Genomic DNA, 17155 nt, shown 5'->3' with positions numbered 1-17155 from the left:
GTTTGAGCTCTATAATTACTCAAACGCCGAATGCCGGCAAGCGGGTCGGTCCTGTCCTGCGGTTTACCCTATTGCTGCTGACGCGCGCGGAACGCGGTCAAGGACGCCTCACGCTCGCTCCAGGTCCGGCTCACGCTCTTGCGGGCGGACAGGCGCTGCAGATAGGCGTCGCGATCGGGGAAGCCGGCGGTCAGGTCTTCGCCCAGCAAGGCCTTGCTCATCTGCTCCAGCGCCGGCAGGACGCAGGCGGCGCCGATGTCGGCGCTGCTGAAATCCTCGCCACAGGCCCAAGGGCCGTAATCCAGCAACTGGGCGCAGGCGGCCACGCCGCGGGCGATCTGCTGACGCGCGGCGTCGATCGCGCCCGCTTCCAGCGGGCTGCCGAACAGCCAATGGCGGTATAAGGGCAGCGCCGGCATCAACACGTACAAATCCAGCATCGCGCTCAGCTGGCGCGCGTGGGCGCGGCCGTTCGGCGTCGGCGGCAGCAAGGAGGCGGTGGGATAGGCGTCCTCCAGCCATTCCAGGATCACCGATGACTCCGCCATGGCGTGGCCGCCCACTTCGACAAAAGGAATCTTGCCCATCGGGCTCTTCGCCAGCAGTTCTTCCTGCTGCGAAGGGGCGGTGAGGATTTCTTGGAAGTTGACGCCCTTTTCCAGCAAGGCGATTTTGACCTTGTTGTAATAAGGGGACAGCGCAGCGCCGTAAAGCTTGATCATTCAGGTCTCCAGGCAGGCCGGGCCTGCGGTTGCTGATGGAAGGCGGCCGGCCATGCTGCAATGCAGGGCCAGCCCGGCAGCATTATGCCATTACTTATTCATGGCAACGGCTTTTTGCTGCAGCAATTGCCTGATCTGCGGCAGCGCCGCCTGCGCGGCGCGCTCTCCTTCCAGAATAGCCTGATGACGCGCGTCGAATTGAGCGGATCCGATATTCTGCACTTGCGGGCGGATCACCACGTCGGCCTGCTTCAGTTCTTGCGCCAGCGCCGGCCCGTTCATGATGTTCAGGCTCTGATCCAGCATGGACAAAAAGCCGGTGGCGGCGCCCTTGCGCGGCCGCGCCGAGATATCGACGGCGATGACGAAGTCCGCGCCCATCTCGCGCGCGGCGCTGACCGGCACCGGGCTGACCAGGCCGCCGTCCACATAGCTCTTGTTTCCTATCTTCACCGGCAGGAAGACGTTGGGAATGCTGGCCGAGGCGCGCACGGCCTGGCCGGTGTTGCCCAGGCGGAACACCACCTTGCGGCCGCTGTCCAGTTCGGTGGCCACCGCGCCGAACGGCCGCGGCAATTGCTCCATGGTCTTGTTGGCCACCTGAGCGTTGATCCAGTTCTGCAGCTTCTCGCCCTTGATCACGCCCTTGCTCGACAAGGTCCAATCGGTCAGATTGGATTCGTCCAGTTGAATCGCCCGGCTTTGCAGCTGCATGCCGCTGAGGCCGGAGGCGTACAGACTGCCGACCACGCTGCCGGCGCTGGTGCCGGTCACCAGATCAGGCGTGAGGCCGGCGGCTTCCAGCACCTTGATCACGCCGACGTGGGCAAAGCCCTTGGCCGCGCCGCCGCCCAGCGCCAAGCCGATCTTGGGCTTAAGCGCCGGCTTGGGCGGCTGCGCCGCGGGAGGGGAGGACAAGGTGGAACAAGCCGACAACAGCGCGGCCATGCCCGCCAACAGCCAGGGGCGGAGAGTGTGTTTGCTCATCATGATTTCATCGGGCTTTCAGGCATCGGCGGTGGTTGGAACCGCCCCAACGGGCGCGCAGTCCAGCATCACGTAATTCAGATGCCGCGCGCCCTCCAATTCGAAATGGCATTCGCCGTGGACGGTCATGCCCAGCCGGCGGTAGAAGGCGATCGCGCGCTCGTTGCGGTGCCACACCGTCAGCCACAAACGCGCGGGTTCGGGAAGGGCGAGCGCCCATTGCCGCGCCGCTTCCAGCAAACGCCGGCCCAGGCCCTCTCCGGTGCGGCTTTCCACCAGGTAGATCCTGCACACTTCCACGGTGAGGAAGTCGCAGCCTTGGCAGGGACTGTCCAGCTTCATCAGCGCGTAGCCGAGCAGAAAGCCGTCTTGCTCCATCGCCAGCAGATGATGCGAGGGGCTGGCGATCAGCGCCTCGAAATTGGCCGGCGTGAATTCGCTCAGCACATAGTCGGCCATGTCCCGGCGGACGCCGTCGGTGACGTAGGTGCTCAGCCACACTTGAATCGACAAGGCGGCCAGGCAGCCGGCATCCTTGGGCGCGGCCAGGCGGATGGTCGGCATCGCCTTAGTCCGGCCGCTTCTTGACGAACTCGATCACCTGGCGGCCGTCCTCGCTGAATTTGGCCAGCTTCTTGTCGCCACCCTTCCAGGCGTGGCCGTACACCACCTCGTAGGTGGCCGGCAGCTTGCCGTCGCGGCGCAGGCTCTCGTAGGCCGCCTCCACCCGCTGCCAGGCGTGCTTGCCCATCAGGCCGCGGCCGCGGCCGCTGGTGGCGTTGTGCGCGCCGATGGCTTTCAGGTCCGCCATCACCTCGCGGGCGCGGCCGTAGGTCAGCACGATTTTCTCCATGTCCATCACCGGCTCGGCGAAACCGGCCCGCATCAGCGCGTCGCCCAGATCATGCATGTCGATGAACTGGTTGACGTGGGTGGCGCGGTCCACGCCGGCGAAAGCGCCGCGCAGCTCATGCAGGGTGTCCGGGCCCAGGGTGGAAAACATCAGCATGCCCTCGGGCTTCAACACGCGGCGGAATTCGGCGAACACGCTGTCCGGCACATTGACCCACTGGATGGTGAGGCTGGACCAGATCATGTCCACGCTGGCGTCGGCCAGCGGCAGGCGCTCGACGTCGGCCACCACCTGCCACGGCAGGCTGGGGCGGAACAGTTTCTTCAACAGGCCGTCGCCGCTTTGCTGCTTGGCGCGCGAGGCCTGCAGCATCGCCTGCGCCAGATCCAGCTCCACCACGCGCGCGTCCGGGTAGCGGGCGCGCAGCTGGGCCGAGCCGTAGCCGGTGCCGGCGCCGGCGTCCAGCACCACTTGCGGCTGAAACTTGATGTAGTCCAGCCGCTCGGACATCCGGTCGGAGACTTCGCGCTGCAAGACCGCGGCGGAGTCGTAACTGGCGGCGGCCTTTTCGAACGAGGCGCGCACTCGCGCCTTGTCGGTGTAAAACGCTTCAGTCATGCATGGGCTTCCAAATGCTGGGCAAGCGCGGCGACGAATTCGGCTTCGTGCGACAGAAACGGCGCGTGCGACGCTTGCGGAAATTCATAAAGCCGGGCGTCGCCCAGCGCGTCGGCCAGCCAACGGCCGGCGCCTATCGGGGTGATGGCGTCGCGAGCGCCGTAGAACAGGCCCGCCGGGCAGTGAATGCGTCCGGCCAGCGCGCGCGCGTCCGCCGTCAGCAGCAGTTCCAGCGCCGGCAACAGGCCTTGCGGCCTGCCGTGGGCGAACAAGTCCGCGCGTAAGGCCTTCAGCGTGTCGCGCGCCGACGGCGCGCCCATCATCTGCAAGGCGAGAAAGCGCTCCAGCGTCTGTTCGAAGGCGCCGTCCAGGCTGGCGGCCACCGCTTCTATGGACTTGCGCTCCTGCGCGTGCGGCCAGCTGTCGTCGCGCACGAAGCGCGGGCTGGTCGCCACCAAGGCCAGGCTCTTGATCTTGTCCGGATGGCGAGCGGCCCAGTGCTGGGCGATCAAACCGCCCAGCGACCAGCCCACCAATTGCAGCGGCAATGGAAAGGCCTGGTCCAGCAGATCGGCCACCGCGTCGGCGTCGAAGGAGGCCAGCGGAGCGGAAGCGCCGTGACCGGGAAGGTCGACCAGATGCACGCAATGACTGGCGGCCAAGCGCGCCGCCACGCGGCTGAACACGCCGCCATGCAGGCCCCAGCCGTGCAACAGGACCACGTCCGGGCCTTGGCCCAGCGTTTCAACAAACAGACTCATGGACGACCAGATGGGGTGAAACCTTCATTTTCGCAAGATCGCGATGCGAAAGAAACCACCTAGTCCGGCATCTTCGTCATGAACCTTGCTCAAACGACAAGCCGCCAGGATATCTTCCAGCCGGCGGTTGATATCGGTGGCGATCGCCCGCGACAGCAGATTGCCGGCGCTGCGCAATAAGGACGGCCGCCGGCCGTCGGGCAGAAATTTGTCGAACACCGCCGCCCGGCCGCCGGGCTTGAGCACGCGCTCCACTTCGCGGATGCAGGCTTGCGGGTCCGGCACCACCGCCAGCGCCAGATGCAAGACCACCGCGTCGAAGCTGGCGTCGGGAAAATCCAGCGCCTGCGCGTCCATCACCCTGGCGTCCACCGCCATGCCCAGCGCCGCGGCATGAGCGCTCAGCCGCTCCAGCATGCCGTCCGAGATGTCGATGGCGGCCACATGTCGGCAACGCACCATGAAATCCAGATCCAGGCCGGTGCCGGCCGCCACCAGCAGGATGCGCTCCTCCGGCTGCGGGTTGAGCAGGGCGATGGAGCGGCGCCGGCGCGCGGCGAAGGCCTGCGCCACCCGGTCGTAGACCGGCGCGTACAGATTGTAGCGCCAGCGGTTGAACGCCAGCGGCCAACGCCGCCATCCGCTAGCGCTCACTCTGGAACTCCTGCCGGAAGCGGGCCAGCCGCTCCCAGTCCACGCCCTCCGCCGGCGCCGGGGCGGCGAAGTAGAAACCCTGCAGCTTGCCGCAGCCCATTTTTTTGAGCATGGCCAGCTGGGCGGCGGTTTCCACGCCCTCGGCCACCACCTCCAGATCCAGCGCCTTGGCCAACGCCAGGATGGCGCGCACAATGGCCGCCGACTCCTGGGTGCGGTCGAGATCGAAGACGAAGGACTGGTCTATCTTCAGCACGTCGAAACGATAGCGGTGCAGATAGGACAGCGCCGAATAGCCGGTGCCGAAGTCGTCCAGCGCCAGCCTCACGCCCAGTTCATGCAGCGCGTGCATCACGGTGGCGGCGATTTCCGGCTGATCGATCAGCGCGCTCTCGGTGATTTCCAGGTGCAGCGTCGCCGGCGGCAGCCGGTAATGCCGGATGCGCTCTCCTATCCAGGCCGCCAGTTCCGGATCGTGGAAATGGGCCGAGGACAGATTGATGTGCAAGGCCACCTCCGGCCCCACCCGGCCCTGAACGCGCCACGCGCTCAATTGGGCGCAGGCCGCGTTCAGCATATAGCGGTCCAGCCGGGTGATCAGCCCGCTTTCCTCGGCGATGGGTAAAAACAGGCCGGGCGAAATCAGGCCGCGCTGCGGGTGCTGCCAGCGGGCCAAGGCCTCGAAGCCCACCAGCTCGCCGCTGTCGCCGTCGATGAAGGGCTGGAAATACGGCTGCAGCTGCCCCTCCTCCTCCAGCGCGCGCCGCAGTTCGCTCTCCATCGCCAGCTGGTCCGCCTGATTGATGCGCAACTCGTGGTTGAACAGGGTATAGCCCTGCCGCCCTTGCTGTTTGGTGCAATACATCGCGTGGTCGGCGTCGCGCAGCAGATCGTCGGCCTTGTGGTAATGCTCATGGTCCGCCAGCACCACGCCGACGCTGGCGGTGGAGAACACCTCCCGCCCCGCCAGGATCACCGGCCGTTCGAACTCGCTGACGATGCGCTGGGCGATGCGCTCGCAGTCGCCGCCGCCGTCCATGCCGAACATCAGCACCGCGAATTCGTCGCCGCCCAGCCGCGCCAGGAAATCGTAATGACGCAGGCAGGAGCGGATGCGCGCGCCGGCCTCGAACAAGAGGTGGTCGCCGGCCAGATGGCCCAGGGTGTCGTTGACCAGCTTGAAGCGGTCCAGATCGATGAACAACACCGCGAAGCGTTCGCCGCCGCCATTCGCGTACGCCTCCCAGGCCCGGCGCAAAGCCTTGGAAAAATAGCTGCGGTTGGGCAGCTTGGTCAGCGGATCGTGCAGGCTGTCGAACTCCAGCTGGGCGTTGACCGCGTCCAGCTCGCTGGTGCGCTCGCGCACCCGCTGCTCCAGTTCCACGTAAGCGGTTTGCAGGCTCTCCAGCGCCTTGACCCGGGTCAGCGCCGCGCCGATGTGGTTGGCGACGAACTCCAGCACTTCTTGGTCGCGGAAGTTGTAGACCACGTCGTCTTCATAGCTTTGCACCGCCAGCACGCCCAGAAGATCGGTGCCGCAATACAGGGGCACGCCCAGCCAGCTCTTGGGCCGGGGCAGTTCTTCGTCGGCGTCCGGCTGGCGGTTCTGTTGCGAATAGGGGTCGATCAACAAGGGCCGGCCGCTGTGCAGCACCTGTTCGACGAAACCCTTGCCCGGCCGGTGCGGCTTGAGCGGCGGCGCGTATTCGTCTGCGCAATAGGGGAAGCTGATGCAATCCTCGGTCTGGTCGTACAAGGCCACCAGGCAATTGCGCGCCGGCACCATCTCGGCCAGCAAGCGGTGCAGGCCGCCGAGAAAGGCCTCCAGCGACAAGCTGGTATTGGACAGTTCCGCGATCCGGAACAAGGCGCCCTGGAAACGCTCGGCGCGCTTGCGCTCGGCCACCTCGGCGCGCAGCCTCGCGTTGGCGCCCTCCAGCTCGCTGGTGCGCAGCCAGACCTGACGCTCCAGCTGGCTGCGGTGCAAGACTCGCTCCAGCACGAAGCCGACATGGCGGGCGGCGAACAGGAACAACTGCTGCTCGGCCGAGGTCAGCGGCGTTTGATCCTCGTACAGCTGCAGCACCACCGCGCCGATGACATGGCCGCCGGCATTGGCCAGCGGCGCGCCCATCCAGCTGGCCGGCAACAGCCCTTGCCGGCTCAGGCCCTCCTGCTGACACACTTCCAACAGGCGCTCCCGGCTCAACACCACCGGCTTGCCGCCGCGAATCAACCAGGCGGTCAGGGACTGGGCGTGGCCGCTCAGAGGGAAAATGGCGTCGCTGGCGGGCGGCGCGGGATCGCGCTGGTCGATGTAGAAGGGAAAGTGAATGACCTGGGCTTCATCGTCGTACAGGGCGATGTAGAAGTTGCTGGCGTCCATCAGCCGCATCATCTGCCGGTGCAGGCCGGGCAATACCTGATCGATGGTGCCGCACTCTTCGGCCAGCTGAGAAATATCGAACAAGGCCTCGTTGGCCTCGCGCGAAGCCACCTGCTCCGCGCCCAGCCGCGCGCACAGCAGATGGGCGCACAGCAAGGCGGCGGACGGATTCAACGCCGGACCGGCGTCGCCGCGCCACACCAGCCAACCCAGCACTTGCTCGCCGGCGCGCAAGGGCATCGCCTCGCAGCCGGCGTCCAGCCTGTCCCCGCTCGCCAGCGCCTCCGCGCCGGGCAAGGCGTCGGCGTCGCCCAGCGCGGCCAAAAGCTGCCAAGCCGCCCCCAGCTGCCGCCAGACCGCGGCAACGCGCACCCCTCCCTGCTCTTGCAGCAGAGACAGCGCCATAGCGGCGGCCTGCTCTGGCGTCGCCAGATATTCAGCCATGCTCTTCATGTGATTATCGTAGTATGAGTTAGCTGGAAAATCCGGCCATGCCGGCGCGCCCCTCCCCATGGGCGCGTCGGCTCAGGACGCCGCGGCTTGCTGAATACAGGACAGCAGGCGCTGCAAGTGTTCCGGCTGGTGCATGGCCGACAAGGACAGACGCAAGCGCGCCGTCCCTGCGGCCACCGTGGGCGGGCGGATCGCCGGCACCCACAAACCCTGGTCGCGCAGACGGGCGGCCAAGGCCAACGCCTGTTCATCGCCGCCTATGATAAGTGGCTGAATCGGCGTTCGGGAAGCCCCTCCGGAGTATTTGGACTCGGATAGTCCGGATTTGATGATTGCTATCGATTCGCGCAAGCGCGCGCGCCGCTCGTCGGCCTCGGCGATCAGGCGCAGGCTGGCCAAGATCGCACAGGCCAGCGCCGGCGGCTGGGAAGTGGTGTAGATATAGCTGCGGGCCGCATTGATCAGCCATTCCACCAGATCAGCGCCGCCGGCGATGAAGGCGCCGGCCACACCGGCGGCTTTGCCCAAGGTCGCCATGTAAATCAGGCGCGGGCTGGACAGGCCGTGCTCGGCCAGCGCGCCGCGGCCCTCGCCCAGCACGCCGAAACCATGGGCGTCGTCCACGTACAGCCAGGCCTCGTAACGCTCGGCCAGCGCCAAGAGCGCGGGCAGCGGCGCTTCGTCGCCGTCCATGCTGTACACCGACTCCACCGCAATCAGCTTGGTTTTTGCGTCGGACTCGGCCAGCAAGCGCTCCAGCTGCGTCAAATCGTTGTGATGGAAGCGTTTGAACTCGGCGCGGCTCAGCCTACAGGCGTCGTTCAGCGAGGCGTGGTTCAGCCGGTCGGCGAACACCGCGTCGCCGCGATCCAGCAAGCTGCTGACAATCGCCAGATTGGCCGCGTAGCCGGAGCCGAACAATAATGCCGCCGGCTGGCCGACGAATTCCGCCAGCGCCTCCTCGGCTTCTTGCTGCACGCTGAAGTGGCCGGCCAGCAGATGCGATGAACCGCCGCCCACTCCCCAACGCTCGAGACCCTGCTGCGTGGCGCGCACCAGGGCCGGGTGATCGGCCAGCCCGAGGTAATCGTTGCTGGCGAAAGAAACATAGGAACGTCCGTCCACCACCACTTCAACCCCCTGCGGGCTGTCGACGACCGCGCGTTGGCGGCGGCGGTGGGTGGCGGAAAGATCCATCAGGGCGGCAGGCAAGTCTTGAAGGCGCATATCGGCTCGAAATATCCCGTGTAAAGGGCTTGGCGGAAACCGGCCTCGCCGTCCGCCCAAGCTATTCCTTATATATACATTTTTTACATCGCCCGCGAATCCGCCGCCCAAACCGCTCAAAGCGGCGTCAGATCAAGCTTTTCCAGCAAGAGCCGGTCGGCGTCCACCTCGGGGTTGCCGGTGGTCAACAGCTTGTCCCCGTAGAAGATGGAATTGGCCCCGGCCAGGAAGCACAAAGCCTGCGTGGACTCATCCATTTCACGGCGTCCGGCGGACAATCGCACATAGGTTTTGGGCATCACGATGCGGGCCACCGCGATGGTGCGCACAAACTCGGTCCAGTCCAGCGGCGCGGCGCCTTCCAGCGGCGTGCCCTCCACCTTGACCAGCTTGTTGATAGGCACCGATTCCGGTTGCGGCTCAAGATTCGCTAGCTGTGCAATCAGACCTGCGCGATCGTTGCGGGTTTCATTCATGCCAACAATACCACCGCAGCACACCGACAGACCGGCGCTGCGTACTTTTCCCAAAGTGTCGAGGCGGTCTTCGTAGTCGCGCGTGGCAATGATATCGGAATATTTGTCCGGCGAGGTGTCCAGATTGTGATTGTAATAATCCAGGCCCGCCGCCTTCAGTTTTTCCGCCTGGCCTCCCTTCAGCAAACCGAAAGTGGCGCAGGTTTCCAGGCCCAAGGCTTTGACTTCCTTGACCATTTCCAAAGTTTTCTCCAAGTCCGCGTCCTTGGGGCCGCGCCAGGCCGCGCCCATGCAAAAGCGGCTGGCGCCGTTGGCCTTGGCCGCGCGCGCGGCGCTCAAAACTTCATCAACCGTCAACATCGGCTGATTGGGCACCGGGGTGTCGTGATGCGCCGATTGCGGACAGTAGCCGCAGTCCTCCGGACAGCCGCCGGTCTTGATGGAAATCAGCGTGGACAGCTGCACTTTGGCGGGGTCGAAAAACTGACGATGAATCTCGGCCGCGCGAAACACCAGCTCCATGAAGGGCAGCGCCAGCAGGGTTTCGATTTCCGCCACAGTCCAGCTGGGAGACTCCGGGTGCGGGGTGGCGGAAGGCTTGAATTCGATAGCGGAAGAATGCATGGTCTATCCTGGCTGTGGTCGCTGTCCGGCGATGGAAGACCTTGATCAGGCAAGGATAATTCCGGCTTGCGCCGTCAGGACCGTCAGAGTGCCACGCCCGGCCGGGCGTGGGGCGAATCAGCGCATCTTGCTGGGGAGGGCGCCATGCTGTCAAACCTGACAAGCCTCATAATTGACAAGTGCACAATATTTAATCAACCCTGCTGGCTCTGCGGGGATTGGCGGGCAAGCCGGGGTTTCTGCGCCGACTGCCGCCGCCGGCTGCCGGCGCTGCCGTCCACGCAATGCGCGCGCTGCGCCGAACCCCTGCCGGTTTCCGGCCTGTGCGGCCAATGCCAACGCCGCCCGCCCGCCTTCGACGCGCTGTACGCGCCCTACTGCTTCGACTACCCGCTCGCCGCGCTGATCCACGCCTTCAAATACGGAAAACAGCTGCAGATGGGCGCGGCGCTTAGCGACCTGCTCGCCGATTTCGCCCGTCCGCGCCGCCAAGACTATCACCTTGTCATTCCCGTTCCACTGGCAAAAGAACGACTTGCCGAGCGCGGTTTCAATCAAAGTCATGAGTTGGCAAAAGCATTCGCTGCTACAATGGCGAGCCGTTTGAGCGCCGAGGTTTGTTGGCGAAAATACAACACTCCGTCCCAGGCCTCGCTCGGGCGCGCCGAACGCCGGAAAAACCTCCGCCATGCTTTCGGCGTAAATTGCCGCTGTGACGGGCTTTCCATCGCCATTGTCGATGACGTCGCCACCAGCGGCGCCACCCTGTCGGCGCTGGCCGAAATTTTGAAAAAACAGGGGGCAAAACGGGTCGATGGCTGGGTGCTCGCCAGGGCCTTTTCTCCTAAAACTTGACCAAGATTTTGATTCTTTGGAACAATCCAGGCTGCCAACGATGTTCACTGTAATTCTTTTTCAGCCGGAAATACCGCCCAACACGGGCAATGTGATTCGTTTATGTGCCAACACCGGCTGTGAACTGCATCTGGTCAAACCCATGGGCTTCCCTTTGGAGGACGCCAAGCTGCGACGCGCGGGACTCGATTACCACGAGTACGCTCGCGTAGTGGTTCATGAGGATTGGGCGGCTTGTCAAGAGACTTTGCGCGGACGGCGTATTTTCGCCGCCACCACCAAGGGCTCCGAGCGCCATGACCGGATATCCTATCAACCTGGGGACGTTTTTTTGTTCGGTCCCGAATCCCGCGGTCTGCCGCCTGAAGTGCTGGAGTCTTTGCCTCCGCAGCAGAGGATTCGTTTGCCGATGCGTCCAGAATCAAGAAGTCTCAATCTTTCGAACGCGGTCGCGGTGACGGTGTTCGAGGCTTGGCGACAGCTCGATTTCGCAGGGGGAAGCTGAAGCGGTTCGCAGATCGGCCCAACAAGGGACTCTGGAAAGCCTGGACTTGGCGCTTGCAAGCAAGCGCGAAGCGCCGACGTTGAAACGGCGCGCCAAGGTTTTGCAGTGGTTCCGACAGCATAAGGGAGATCTATGCAATCAGTACTCCGATGGCTGTGGCTTGTGTTCGTCAGTCTCGTACTCGTGGCCTGTTCCACCGTGAAGACGGCCAGCGCCACCAACCAGTCGGCGTCCTCGTCGACCGGCAACAAGAAAACCGTTGCCAAGAATGGAGCTTATTTCCAGAACGATGGTCCCGCGGACCATATCCCGGTCAACCTGAACCTGGTGCCGGACGCCGTGCCGCAGGAAGAGCCGCTGATCAAGTCGGCCAATCTGCCCTACACGGCGCTGGGGATGAGCTTCCGTCCCGACACGCGCGAAAAGCCCTATCAAGCCACGGGCCGCGCCTCCTGGTACGGCAAGCAGTTCCACGGCCGCAAGACGTCCTCCGGCGAGAAATACGATATGTTCGCCATGACCGCCGCCCATCCTACGCTGCCGATCCCGAGCTACGCCCGGGTCACCAATCTGAACAACGGCAAATCCGTGGTGGTGCGCGTCAATGACCGCGGCCCCTTCCACAAGAGCCGCCTGATGGACCTGTCCTACGCGGCGGCCTACCGCCTGGGCTTCATCAAGCAAGGCAGCGCCAAGATCGCCATCGAACGCGTATGGCCGGACGCCGGCGGCGAGAACATCGCCAGCACCCGTCCCGTCAACACCGCGCGACGCGTAGAAGACACGCCCAAGTATCTGCAACTGGGCAGCTTCTCCAAACTGTCCAACGCCGAGGCGATGGTGCAGAAAATGCTGGGCGAGATGGACGACAAGTACGAGTCCAAGCTTGGCATCGTGAATCAGGAAGGCGTCTACAAAGTGCGCCTGGGGCCTTTCCGCTCCAGCGACGCGGTGCGCAACGCCGCCGAGAACCTGCACGTAGAGACCGTAGTCACCAGCTTGTAAGAACCAACGATCTGCTGCGCGTCGGCGATACGGCGTTGAAACCGACTGCGAAATGCTCATGTACCCAATGTACATTCCGCTTTCTCAGCCGTTTTCGCCTTGTCTCGCTCTAGCTCGCGAGATCGTAAACAGGCTCTACAAGCGCTCGGTCAAAAACAAAGGCGAAGGAGAGATCTCCTTCGCCTTTTTCGTTTCCGCCGCCGATAAAAAACCCCGGCAAACTGCTGCCGGGGTAAGCCTGATCAATCCAGGCCCCGCTCAGGGAGGCAAGCGGGAGGTGTTGGCCACCTGCTTGTTTAGGTGCGGGCCTGTTCCTAAAGTTCCGGCGGCGCGGCCTCGTCCGCGGCCGGCTGTCCCATGTACTGCTCGAACCAGCCGTTCACCACCCGCTCCACGTCCTCTACCCCGCTTTTCTTCAGGCTGGAGAACATCTGCACGCTGACGTCCGGATAGTCTTTCAGCTCGCTCTTGACCAGGGCCAGCACCTTGGATTGCTCCTGGCGCGACAGTTTGTCGGCTTTGGACAACAGGATATGCACCGGTCGCCGGTTCACCCGGAAGAACTCCAGCATCTTGCGGTCCAGCTCTTTCAAAGGATGGCGCGCGTCCATGATCAACAGCAGACCGATCAGGCTCTGGCGCGACTGCAGATAGCGTCCCAGCAGTTCCACCCAGTGCGCGCGAACCGCTTCAGGCACCTCGGCATAGCCATAACCGGGCAAATCGACTAGAAAACATTCGTTACCCAGCTCAAAAAAATTGATGTGCTGGGTGCGGCCCGGCGTCTTGGACACCCGCGCCAGGCGGCCGTGATTGGCCAATGTGTTGATGGCGCTGGACTTGCCGGCATTGGAGCGCCCCACGAAAGCGACCTCCGCTCGGGTAGGCGGCAAGTCCTTCATGTGGTTGACGGTGGTATAAAATCGGGCGTTTTGAAAAGTCGACATAGTAGTAAGGGTGAAATCAGTTGGTATAGAATAGCAGGTTTGAAATTGCCACTTTTACAGATATTTAGGGATAGCCCCTAAAGGAGCGACCATGAAACGTATGATGCTGTTGGCGATGGCGGCTGCAACCCTGGCCGGAAACGCGTTGGCGGCTGCGCCGGTAGCCGTCAAGGCGGACCCGGTGAAGGCCAAACAGATCGTAGAAACGGTTTGCGCGGCTTGCCACGGCACTGACGGCAACAGCGTAGCCGCGGCCAACCCCACGCTGGCGGGTCAGAACGCGCACTATCTGTACACCCAGTTGAAGGCGTTCAAGGCCGGCGTGCGCAAGGACCCGACCATGCTGGGCATGGCCTCCATGTTGTCCGAGGACGATATGCGCAATGTCGCCGCCTACTACAGCGAGCAGAAGCCGAAGGACCGCGAAGCCTCCGACAAGGCGCAAATGCCGCTGGGCGCCAAGATTTACCGCGTCGGGAACGCCGGCACTCAGGTTCCCGCCTGTATGTCCTGCCACGGTCCCGCCGGCAAGGGCCTGCCCGACCAGTATCCGCGTCTGGGCAGCCAGCACGCCGGCTACATCGTCAAGCAGCTGAACGAATTCAAGGGCGGCGCGAACCGCAAGAACGGCCCGATGCAGGACATCGCCAATCGCATGAGCGACGCCGAAATGAAAGCGGTGGCCGAATACATTTCCGGCTTGCGCTAAGCGTTGAGCAGCCCGGCCGCACCGGCCGAGCCTGACGGCCCCTCAGGGGCCGCCCCTGCGGGGGCTCCGCCGCCCGCGCTCCGGGGCGCGCCGGCAACTTTGCCCGGCACGCCGGCTCAAAAGGGAAGACCCGTCCACGGGCTTTCCTTTTTGCACTTTACGCCACTATGAAAAAAACTAGCCGCAACAGCCTGGCTCACGCCTGGTATGAGTTGCTCAGTTCGATGCGATTCGCCATCGGCCTGCTGACCATCTTGGCCATCGCCTCGGTGATCGGGACGGTTCTGAAACAGAACGAACCCTATCCCAACTACGCTTTCGAGTTCGGGCAATTCTGGTTTCAAGCGTTTGAATGGCTAGGCTTGTACGACGTCTACCATTCGGCGTGGTTCCTCACCATCCTCACCTTCCTGGTGCTGTCCACCAGCTTGTGCATTCTGCGCAACGGTCCCGGCTTCATCAAGGACATGCGCGCCTACCGCGAAAAAGCCTCCGACAACTCCCTGGCGGCGATGAAGCACAGCGTCAGCTTCCAGGCCGAAGGCTTCGACGCCGACGCCGCGCGCGCCTATTTGCAGGCGCAAGGCTTCCGCCTCAAGGAGCAGCCTCGCGCCGACGGCGGCCTGGTGCTGGCGGCCAAGAAGGGCGCGGCCGGCAAGCTCGGTTATTTCTTCGCCCACATCGCGCTGGTGGTGATCTGCATCGGCGGCCTGCTGGACGGCAACCTGCCGCTGAAAATCGGCGAGCTCACCGGCCGCGTGGTGCCGGAGACCCGCGACGTGCCGCAAAACCAGATTCCGGCGGCCAGCCGGCTGGGCTCGAACAATCTGTCCTTCCGCGGCAACGTCACCATCGCGGAGAACAAGAGCGCCGACGTCACCTTCCTCAACGCCGGCAACGGCTATCTGGTGCAGGAACTGCCCTTCATCATCACCCTGAAGAAGTTCCACGTTGATTACTACAGCAACGGCATGCCCAAGCTGTTCGCCAGCGACATCGTGGTCACCGACAAGGCCAGCGGCAAAACCACCGAGGCCACGGTCAAGGTCAACCACCCGCTGATCGTCGACGGCATCGCCATCTACCAGTCCAGCTTCGGCGACGGCGCGTCCCCGCTCAAGTTCAAGGCCTGGAATCTGGCCGCGCCGCAAGCGCGTCCGACCGAGATTCCGGCGGTATCGATGTCCAGCCAGCCGCTGAAAGCCAACGGCAAGGACTACACGCTGGAAGTGGGCGAGCTGCGCGTCTTCAATATCGAAAACATCGGCAAGCCGCAGGAAGGCCAGCGCACGCTGTCTCAGCGCATGCACGACGCGCGCGAGGTCAAACAGGACAAGCAGCTGAAAAACCAGGGCCCGTCGATCAGCTTCAAGCTGCGCGACGCCCAGGGCCAGGCGGTGGAGTTCATGCATTATATGGCGCCCATCCAGCAGGACGGCGCCAGCTATATGATGGCCGGCGTGCGCAAGACCGTGGCCGAACCGTTCCAGTACGTGCGCATCCCCTTGGACGAGGAGATGAGCGTGGAGCGCTTCATGCGCCTGCGCGCCGCCTTGCTGGACCCGGCGCGTTACGATGAGATCGCCCGCCGCGCCGCGCACAAGGCGCTGAAAGGCGACGCCATCAGCCCGGCGATGCAGCAGCAGTTCACCGACAGCGTCAAATGGGTGCTGGCGCGCTTTGGCGACAGCGGCTTCGTCGGCCTGGAGAAATTCCTGGACGACCGCGTGCCGCAGGACAAGCGCCAGGCGGTGGCGCAAACCTATATCAAGATCCTGCAAGGCGCGGTGGTGGACGTGATGTCGGTGGCCGACGAAAAAGCCGGCCTGCCGCCGATGAAGCTGGACAGCGAGCATTACCGCTTCTTGCTGGACAGCCTGGTGGCGGCCAGCTCGCTGCACGACTACGGCGCGCCGGTCTTCCTGCAGCTGGAAGGCTTCGAGCAGGTGCAGGCCTCCGGACTGCAACTGACCCGCTCGCCCGGCAAGACCTTGGTCTATCTGGGCTCGGTGCTGCTGGTTTTCGGCATCATCCTGATGTTCTATGTGCGCGAGCTGCGCCTGTGGGTGCGCGTCAACGGTTCCAAAGTACGGGTCGCGATGACGTCAAACCGGCATAATCGCGATCTGGACGGCGACTTTGCGCGCCATACTCAACTTATCAAACAGCTGGTACGAGGTGCATGATGGAACTGGCCCACGCTTCTTTCTCGCGGCAGCCGCTACTGAAACGGCTGACCCCGGCCGACTGGCTCTACGCGCTGCTGGTGCTGGCCGCCGCCGGCTACAGCTACGCGCTGTACAACCATTACATGGACGGCTACGAACAGGCCATCCTGGCCGGCTCCGCGCTGGGACTGATCGGCCTGGGCTGGTTCTGGAAAGCCTGGCGCTGGTTCTTCCCGCTGGCCGGCTGTATCTCGCTGCTGGCGATCCAGGTGTATCAGCACGAGCTGGCGCGCGGCCAGACCGCCTTCCTGCTCAAATACATGCTGTCCAGCCAATCCTCCATCATGTGGATGTGCACGCTGTTCTTCCTGGCCGCCTTCTCGTATTGGGCCGGCTTGCTGACCCGCTCCGACACGCTGAACCGCATGGGCAGCGGCCTGACCTGGGCCGCGTCGGTCATGGGTCTCGCCGGCCTGTTCACCCGCTGGTACGAAAGCTATCTGATCAGCCCGGACATCGGCCACATCCCGGTCTCCAACCTCTACGAAGTCTTCGTGCTGTTCACGCTGATCACCGCGCTGATGTATCTGTACTACGAGGCCAAGTACGCGGCGCGCCAGATGGGCGCCTTCGTGCTGCTGGTGATCTGCGCCTCGGTCGGCTTCATCCTGTGGTACACCTTCGACCGCCAGGCCCATGAGATCCAGCCGCTGATCCCGGCGCTGCAATCCTGGTGGATGAAGATACACGTGCCGGCCAACTTCGTCGGCTACGGCGCCTTCGCCATCGCCGCCATGCTCGGCATCGCCGAACTGCTGGCGTTGAAGGGCTGGCTCAAGGACAAGCTGCCGCCGGCCGAAGTGCTGGACGAGGTGATGTACAAGGCCATCGCCGTCGGCTTCCTGTTCTTCACCATCGCCACCATTCTGGGCGCGATGTGGGCCGCCGACGCCTGGGGCGGTTACTGGAGCTGGGACCCGAAGGAAACCTGGGCCTTGATCGTGTGGCTGAACTACGCCGCCTGGCTGCACATCCGCCTGGTCAAGGGCTGGCGCGGCGCGCCGCTGGCATGGTGGGCGGTGGTGGGCTTGTTCGTCACCAGCTTCGCCTTCCTCGGCGTCAATATGTTCCTGGCCGGCCTGCATTCCTACGGCGGCTTGTAAACCGCCTCCCGAGCCACCCCGCCTCGGCGGGGTTTTTTCTTG

General features: G+C 64.0%; 16 protein-coding genes. 6 read left to right on the top strand and 10 right to left on the bottom strand.

Annotated elements, in window-relative coordinates; translation table 11 throughout:
- Positions 1–68 precede the first annotated feature (68 nt).
- The 9 genes from DB032_RS00280 to bioB all read right to left on the bottom strand — a co-directional run bounded on the left by DB032_RS00280 (position 69) and on the right by bioB (position 9761).
- Positions 69–722 carry a glutathione S-transferase family protein gene (locus DB032_RS00280; RefSeq protein WP_107797795.1) on the bottom strand — a complete coding sequence of 218 codons (654 nt, stop codon included), beginning with the start codon at positions 720–722 and terminating at the stop codon, positions 69–71.
- 90 nt (positions 723–812) lie between these two features.
- Positions 813–1712: a patatin-like phospholipase family protein gene (locus tag DB032_RS00275; RefSeq protein WP_107797794.1), complete on the bottom strand. Its 900-nt coding sequence runs from the start codon at positions 1710–1712 to the stop codon at positions 813–815.
- A gap of 15 nt (positions 1713–1727) precedes the next feature.
- Positions 1728–2273, bottom strand: a complete 546-nt coding sequence (locus tag DB032_RS00270) for a GNAT family N-acetyltransferase (protein ID WP_107797793.1) — start codon at positions 2271–2273, stop codon at positions 1728–1730.
- A 4-nt stretch (positions 2274–2277) separates the two neighbouring features.
- Positions 2278–3180, bottom strand: coding sequence for a malonyl-ACP O-methyltransferase BioC (gene bioC, locus DB032_RS00265; protein WP_107797792.1), 903 nt, complete (start codon positions 3178–3180; stop codon positions 2278–2280).
- Entirely contained in the window at positions 3177–3941 is a 765-nt protein-coding gene (bioH, locus tag DB032_RS00260) for a pimeloyl-ACP methyl ester esterase BioH (protein WP_107797791.1), read from the bottom strand. Before bioH ends, bioC begins: the two co-directional genes overlap by 4 nt.
- Positions 3942–3965: 24 nt before the next feature.
- Positions 3966–4595, bottom strand: coding sequence for a class I SAM-dependent methyltransferase (locus DB032_RS00255; protein ID WP_107797790.1), 630 nt, complete (start codon positions 4593–4595; stop codon positions 3966–3968).
- Positions 4585–7434, bottom strand: coding sequence for an EAL domain-containing protein (locus DB032_RS00250; RefSeq protein ID WP_107797789.1), 2850 nt, complete (start codon positions 7432–7434; stop codon positions 4585–4587). The genes DB032_RS00255 and DB032_RS00250 overlap by 11 nt, the downstream gene beginning before the upstream one ends.
- A gap of 72 nt (positions 7435–7506) precedes the next feature.
- Positions 7507–8661 (bottom strand): 8-amino-7-oxononanoate synthase, encoded by a 1155-nt coding sequence (gene bioF / locus DB032_RS00245; RefSeq protein WP_107797788.1) that lies wholly within the window; start codon positions 8659–8661, stop codon positions 7507–7509.
- Between the two features lie 116 nt (positions 8662–8777).
- Positions 8778–9761 (bottom strand): biotin synthase BioB, encoded by a 984-nt coding sequence (bioB, locus tag DB032_RS00240; protein WP_107797787.1) that lies wholly within the window; start codon positions 9759–9761, stop codon positions 8778–8780.
- A 144-nt stretch (positions 9762–9905) separates the two neighbouring features.
- Here bioB and DB032_RS00235 point away from each other — a divergent pair, with 144 nt between their 5' ends.
- From DB032_RS00235 to DB032_RS00225, 3 genes are all read left to right on the top strand, one after another.
- Positions 9906–10616, top strand: a complete 711-nt coding sequence (locus DB032_RS00235; RefSeq protein ID WP_199225781.1) for a ComF family protein — start codon at positions 9906–9908, stop codon at positions 10614–10616.
- Positions 10617–10656: 40 nt separating this feature from the next.
- On the top strand, positions 10657–11121 hold the full coding sequence (locus DB032_RS00230; protein WP_081555202.1) for a tRNA (cytidine(34)-2'-O)-methyltransferase: 465 nt from the start codon (positions 10657–10659) through the stop codon (positions 11119–11121).
- Between the two features lie 132 nt (positions 11122–11253).
- Positions 11254–12126, top strand: a complete 873-nt coding sequence (locus tag DB032_RS00225; RefSeq protein WP_107797786.1) for a septal ring lytic transglycosylase RlpA family protein — start codon at positions 11254–11256, stop codon at positions 12124–12126.
- A 314-nt stretch (positions 12127–12440) separates the two neighbouring features.
- Here the strand turns inward: DB032_RS00225 and yihA are convergent, their stop codons facing one another.
- Entirely contained in the window at positions 12441–13073 is a 633-nt protein-coding gene (gene yihA, locus DB032_RS00220; protein ID WP_107797785.1) for a ribosome biogenesis GTP-binding protein YihA/YsxC, read from the bottom strand.
- Positions 13074–13164: 91 nt separating this feature from the next.
- Here yihA and DB032_RS00215 point away from each other — a divergent pair, with 91 nt between their 5' ends.
- From DB032_RS00215 to ccsB, 3 genes are all read left to right on the top strand, one after another.
- Positions 13165–13782, top strand: a complete 618-nt coding sequence (locus DB032_RS00215) for a cytochrome c (protein ID WP_107797784.1) — start codon at positions 13165–13167, stop codon at positions 13780–13782.
- A 167-nt stretch (positions 13783–13949) separates the two neighbouring features.
- Positions 13950–15968 carry a cytochrome c biogenesis protein ResB gene (locus DB032_RS00210; protein ID WP_107797783.1) on the top strand — a complete coding sequence of 673 codons (2019 nt, stop codon included), beginning with the start codon at positions 13950–13952 and terminating at the stop codon, positions 15966–15968.
- Positions 15968–17113: a c-type cytochrome biogenesis protein CcsB gene (gene ccsB, locus DB032_RS00205; RefSeq protein WP_107801571.1), complete on the top strand. Its 1146-nt coding sequence runs from the start codon at positions 15968–15970 to the stop codon at positions 17111–17113. The genes DB032_RS00210 and ccsB overlap by 1 nt, the downstream gene beginning before the upstream one ends.
- Positions 17114–17155: the final 42 nt, after the last annotated feature.

The sequence above is a fragment of the Chromobacterium sp. Panama genome, assembly GCF_003052555.1.
In the GTDB taxonomy this organism is placed as follows: Bacteria; Pseudomonadota; Gammaproteobacteria; order Burkholderiales; family Chromobacteriaceae; genus Chromobacterium.
The sequence above is the reverse complement of the archived record's forward strand: the minus strand, read 5'-3'. Positions and strand labels throughout refer to the sequence as shown.

What these genes read in the sequence shown, in the direction of transcription:
- DB032_RS00280 (WP_107797795.1), bottom strand. Translation starts at nt 722, where the DNA reads ATGATCAAGCTTTACGGCGCTGCGCTGTCCCCTTATTACAACAAGGTC.
- DB032_RS00275 (WP_107797794.1), bottom strand. Translation starts at nt 1,712, where the DNA reads ATGATGAGCAAACACACTCTCCGCCCCTGGCTGTTGGCGGGCATGGCC.
- DB032_RS00270 (WP_107797793.1), bottom strand. Translation starts at nt 2,273, where the DNA reads ATGCCGACCATCCGCCTGGCCGCGCCCAAGGATGCCGGCTGCCTGGCC.
- bioC (WP_107797792.1), bottom strand. Translation starts at nt 3,180, where the DNA reads ATGACTGAAGCGTTTTACACCGACAAGGCGCGAGTGCGCGCCTCGTTC.
- bioH (WP_107797791.1), bottom strand. Translation starts at nt 3,941, where the DNA reads ATGAGTCTGTTTGTTGAAACGCTGGGCCAAGGCCCGGACGTGGTCCTG.
- DB032_RS00250 (WP_107797789.1), bottom strand. Translation starts at nt 7,434, where the DNA reads ATGAAGAGCATGGCTGAATATCTGGCGACGCCAGAGCAGGCCGCCGCT.
- bioF (WP_107797788.1), bottom strand. Translation starts at nt 8,661, where the DNA reads ATGCGCCTTCAAGACTTGCCTGCCGCCCTGATGGATCTTTCCGCCACC.
- bioB (WP_107797787.1), bottom strand. Translation starts at nt 9,761, where the DNA reads ATGCATTCTTCCGCTATCGAATTCAAGCCTTCCGCCACCCCGCACCCG.
- DB032_RS00235 (WP_199225781.1), top strand. Translation starts at nt 9,906, where the DNA reads ATGCTGTCAAACCTGACAAGCCTCATAATTGACAAGTGCACAATATTT.
- DB032_RS00230 (WP_081555202.1), top strand. Translation starts at nt 10,657, where the DNA reads ATGTTCACTGTAATTCTTTTTCAGCCGGAAATACCGCCCAACACGGGC.
- DB032_RS00225 (WP_107797786.1), top strand. Translation starts at nt 11,254, where the DNA reads ATGCAATCAGTACTCCGATGGCTGTGGCTTGTGTTCGTCAGTCTCGTA.
- yihA (WP_107797785.1), bottom strand. Translation starts at nt 13,073, where the DNA reads ATGTCGACTTTTCAAAACGCCCGATTTTATACCACCGTCAACCACATG.
- DB032_RS00215 (WP_107797784.1), top strand. Translation starts at nt 13,165, where the DNA reads ATGAAACGTATGATGCTGTTGGCGATGGCGGCTGCAACCCTGGCCGGA.
- DB032_RS00210 (WP_107797783.1), top strand. Translation starts at nt 13,950, where the DNA reads ATGAAAAAAACTAGCCGCAACAGCCTGGCTCACGCCTGGTATGAGTTG.
- ccsB (WP_107801571.1), top strand. Translation starts at nt 15,968, where the DNA reads ATGGAACTGGCCCACGCTTCTTTCTCGCGGCAGCCGCTACTGAAACGG.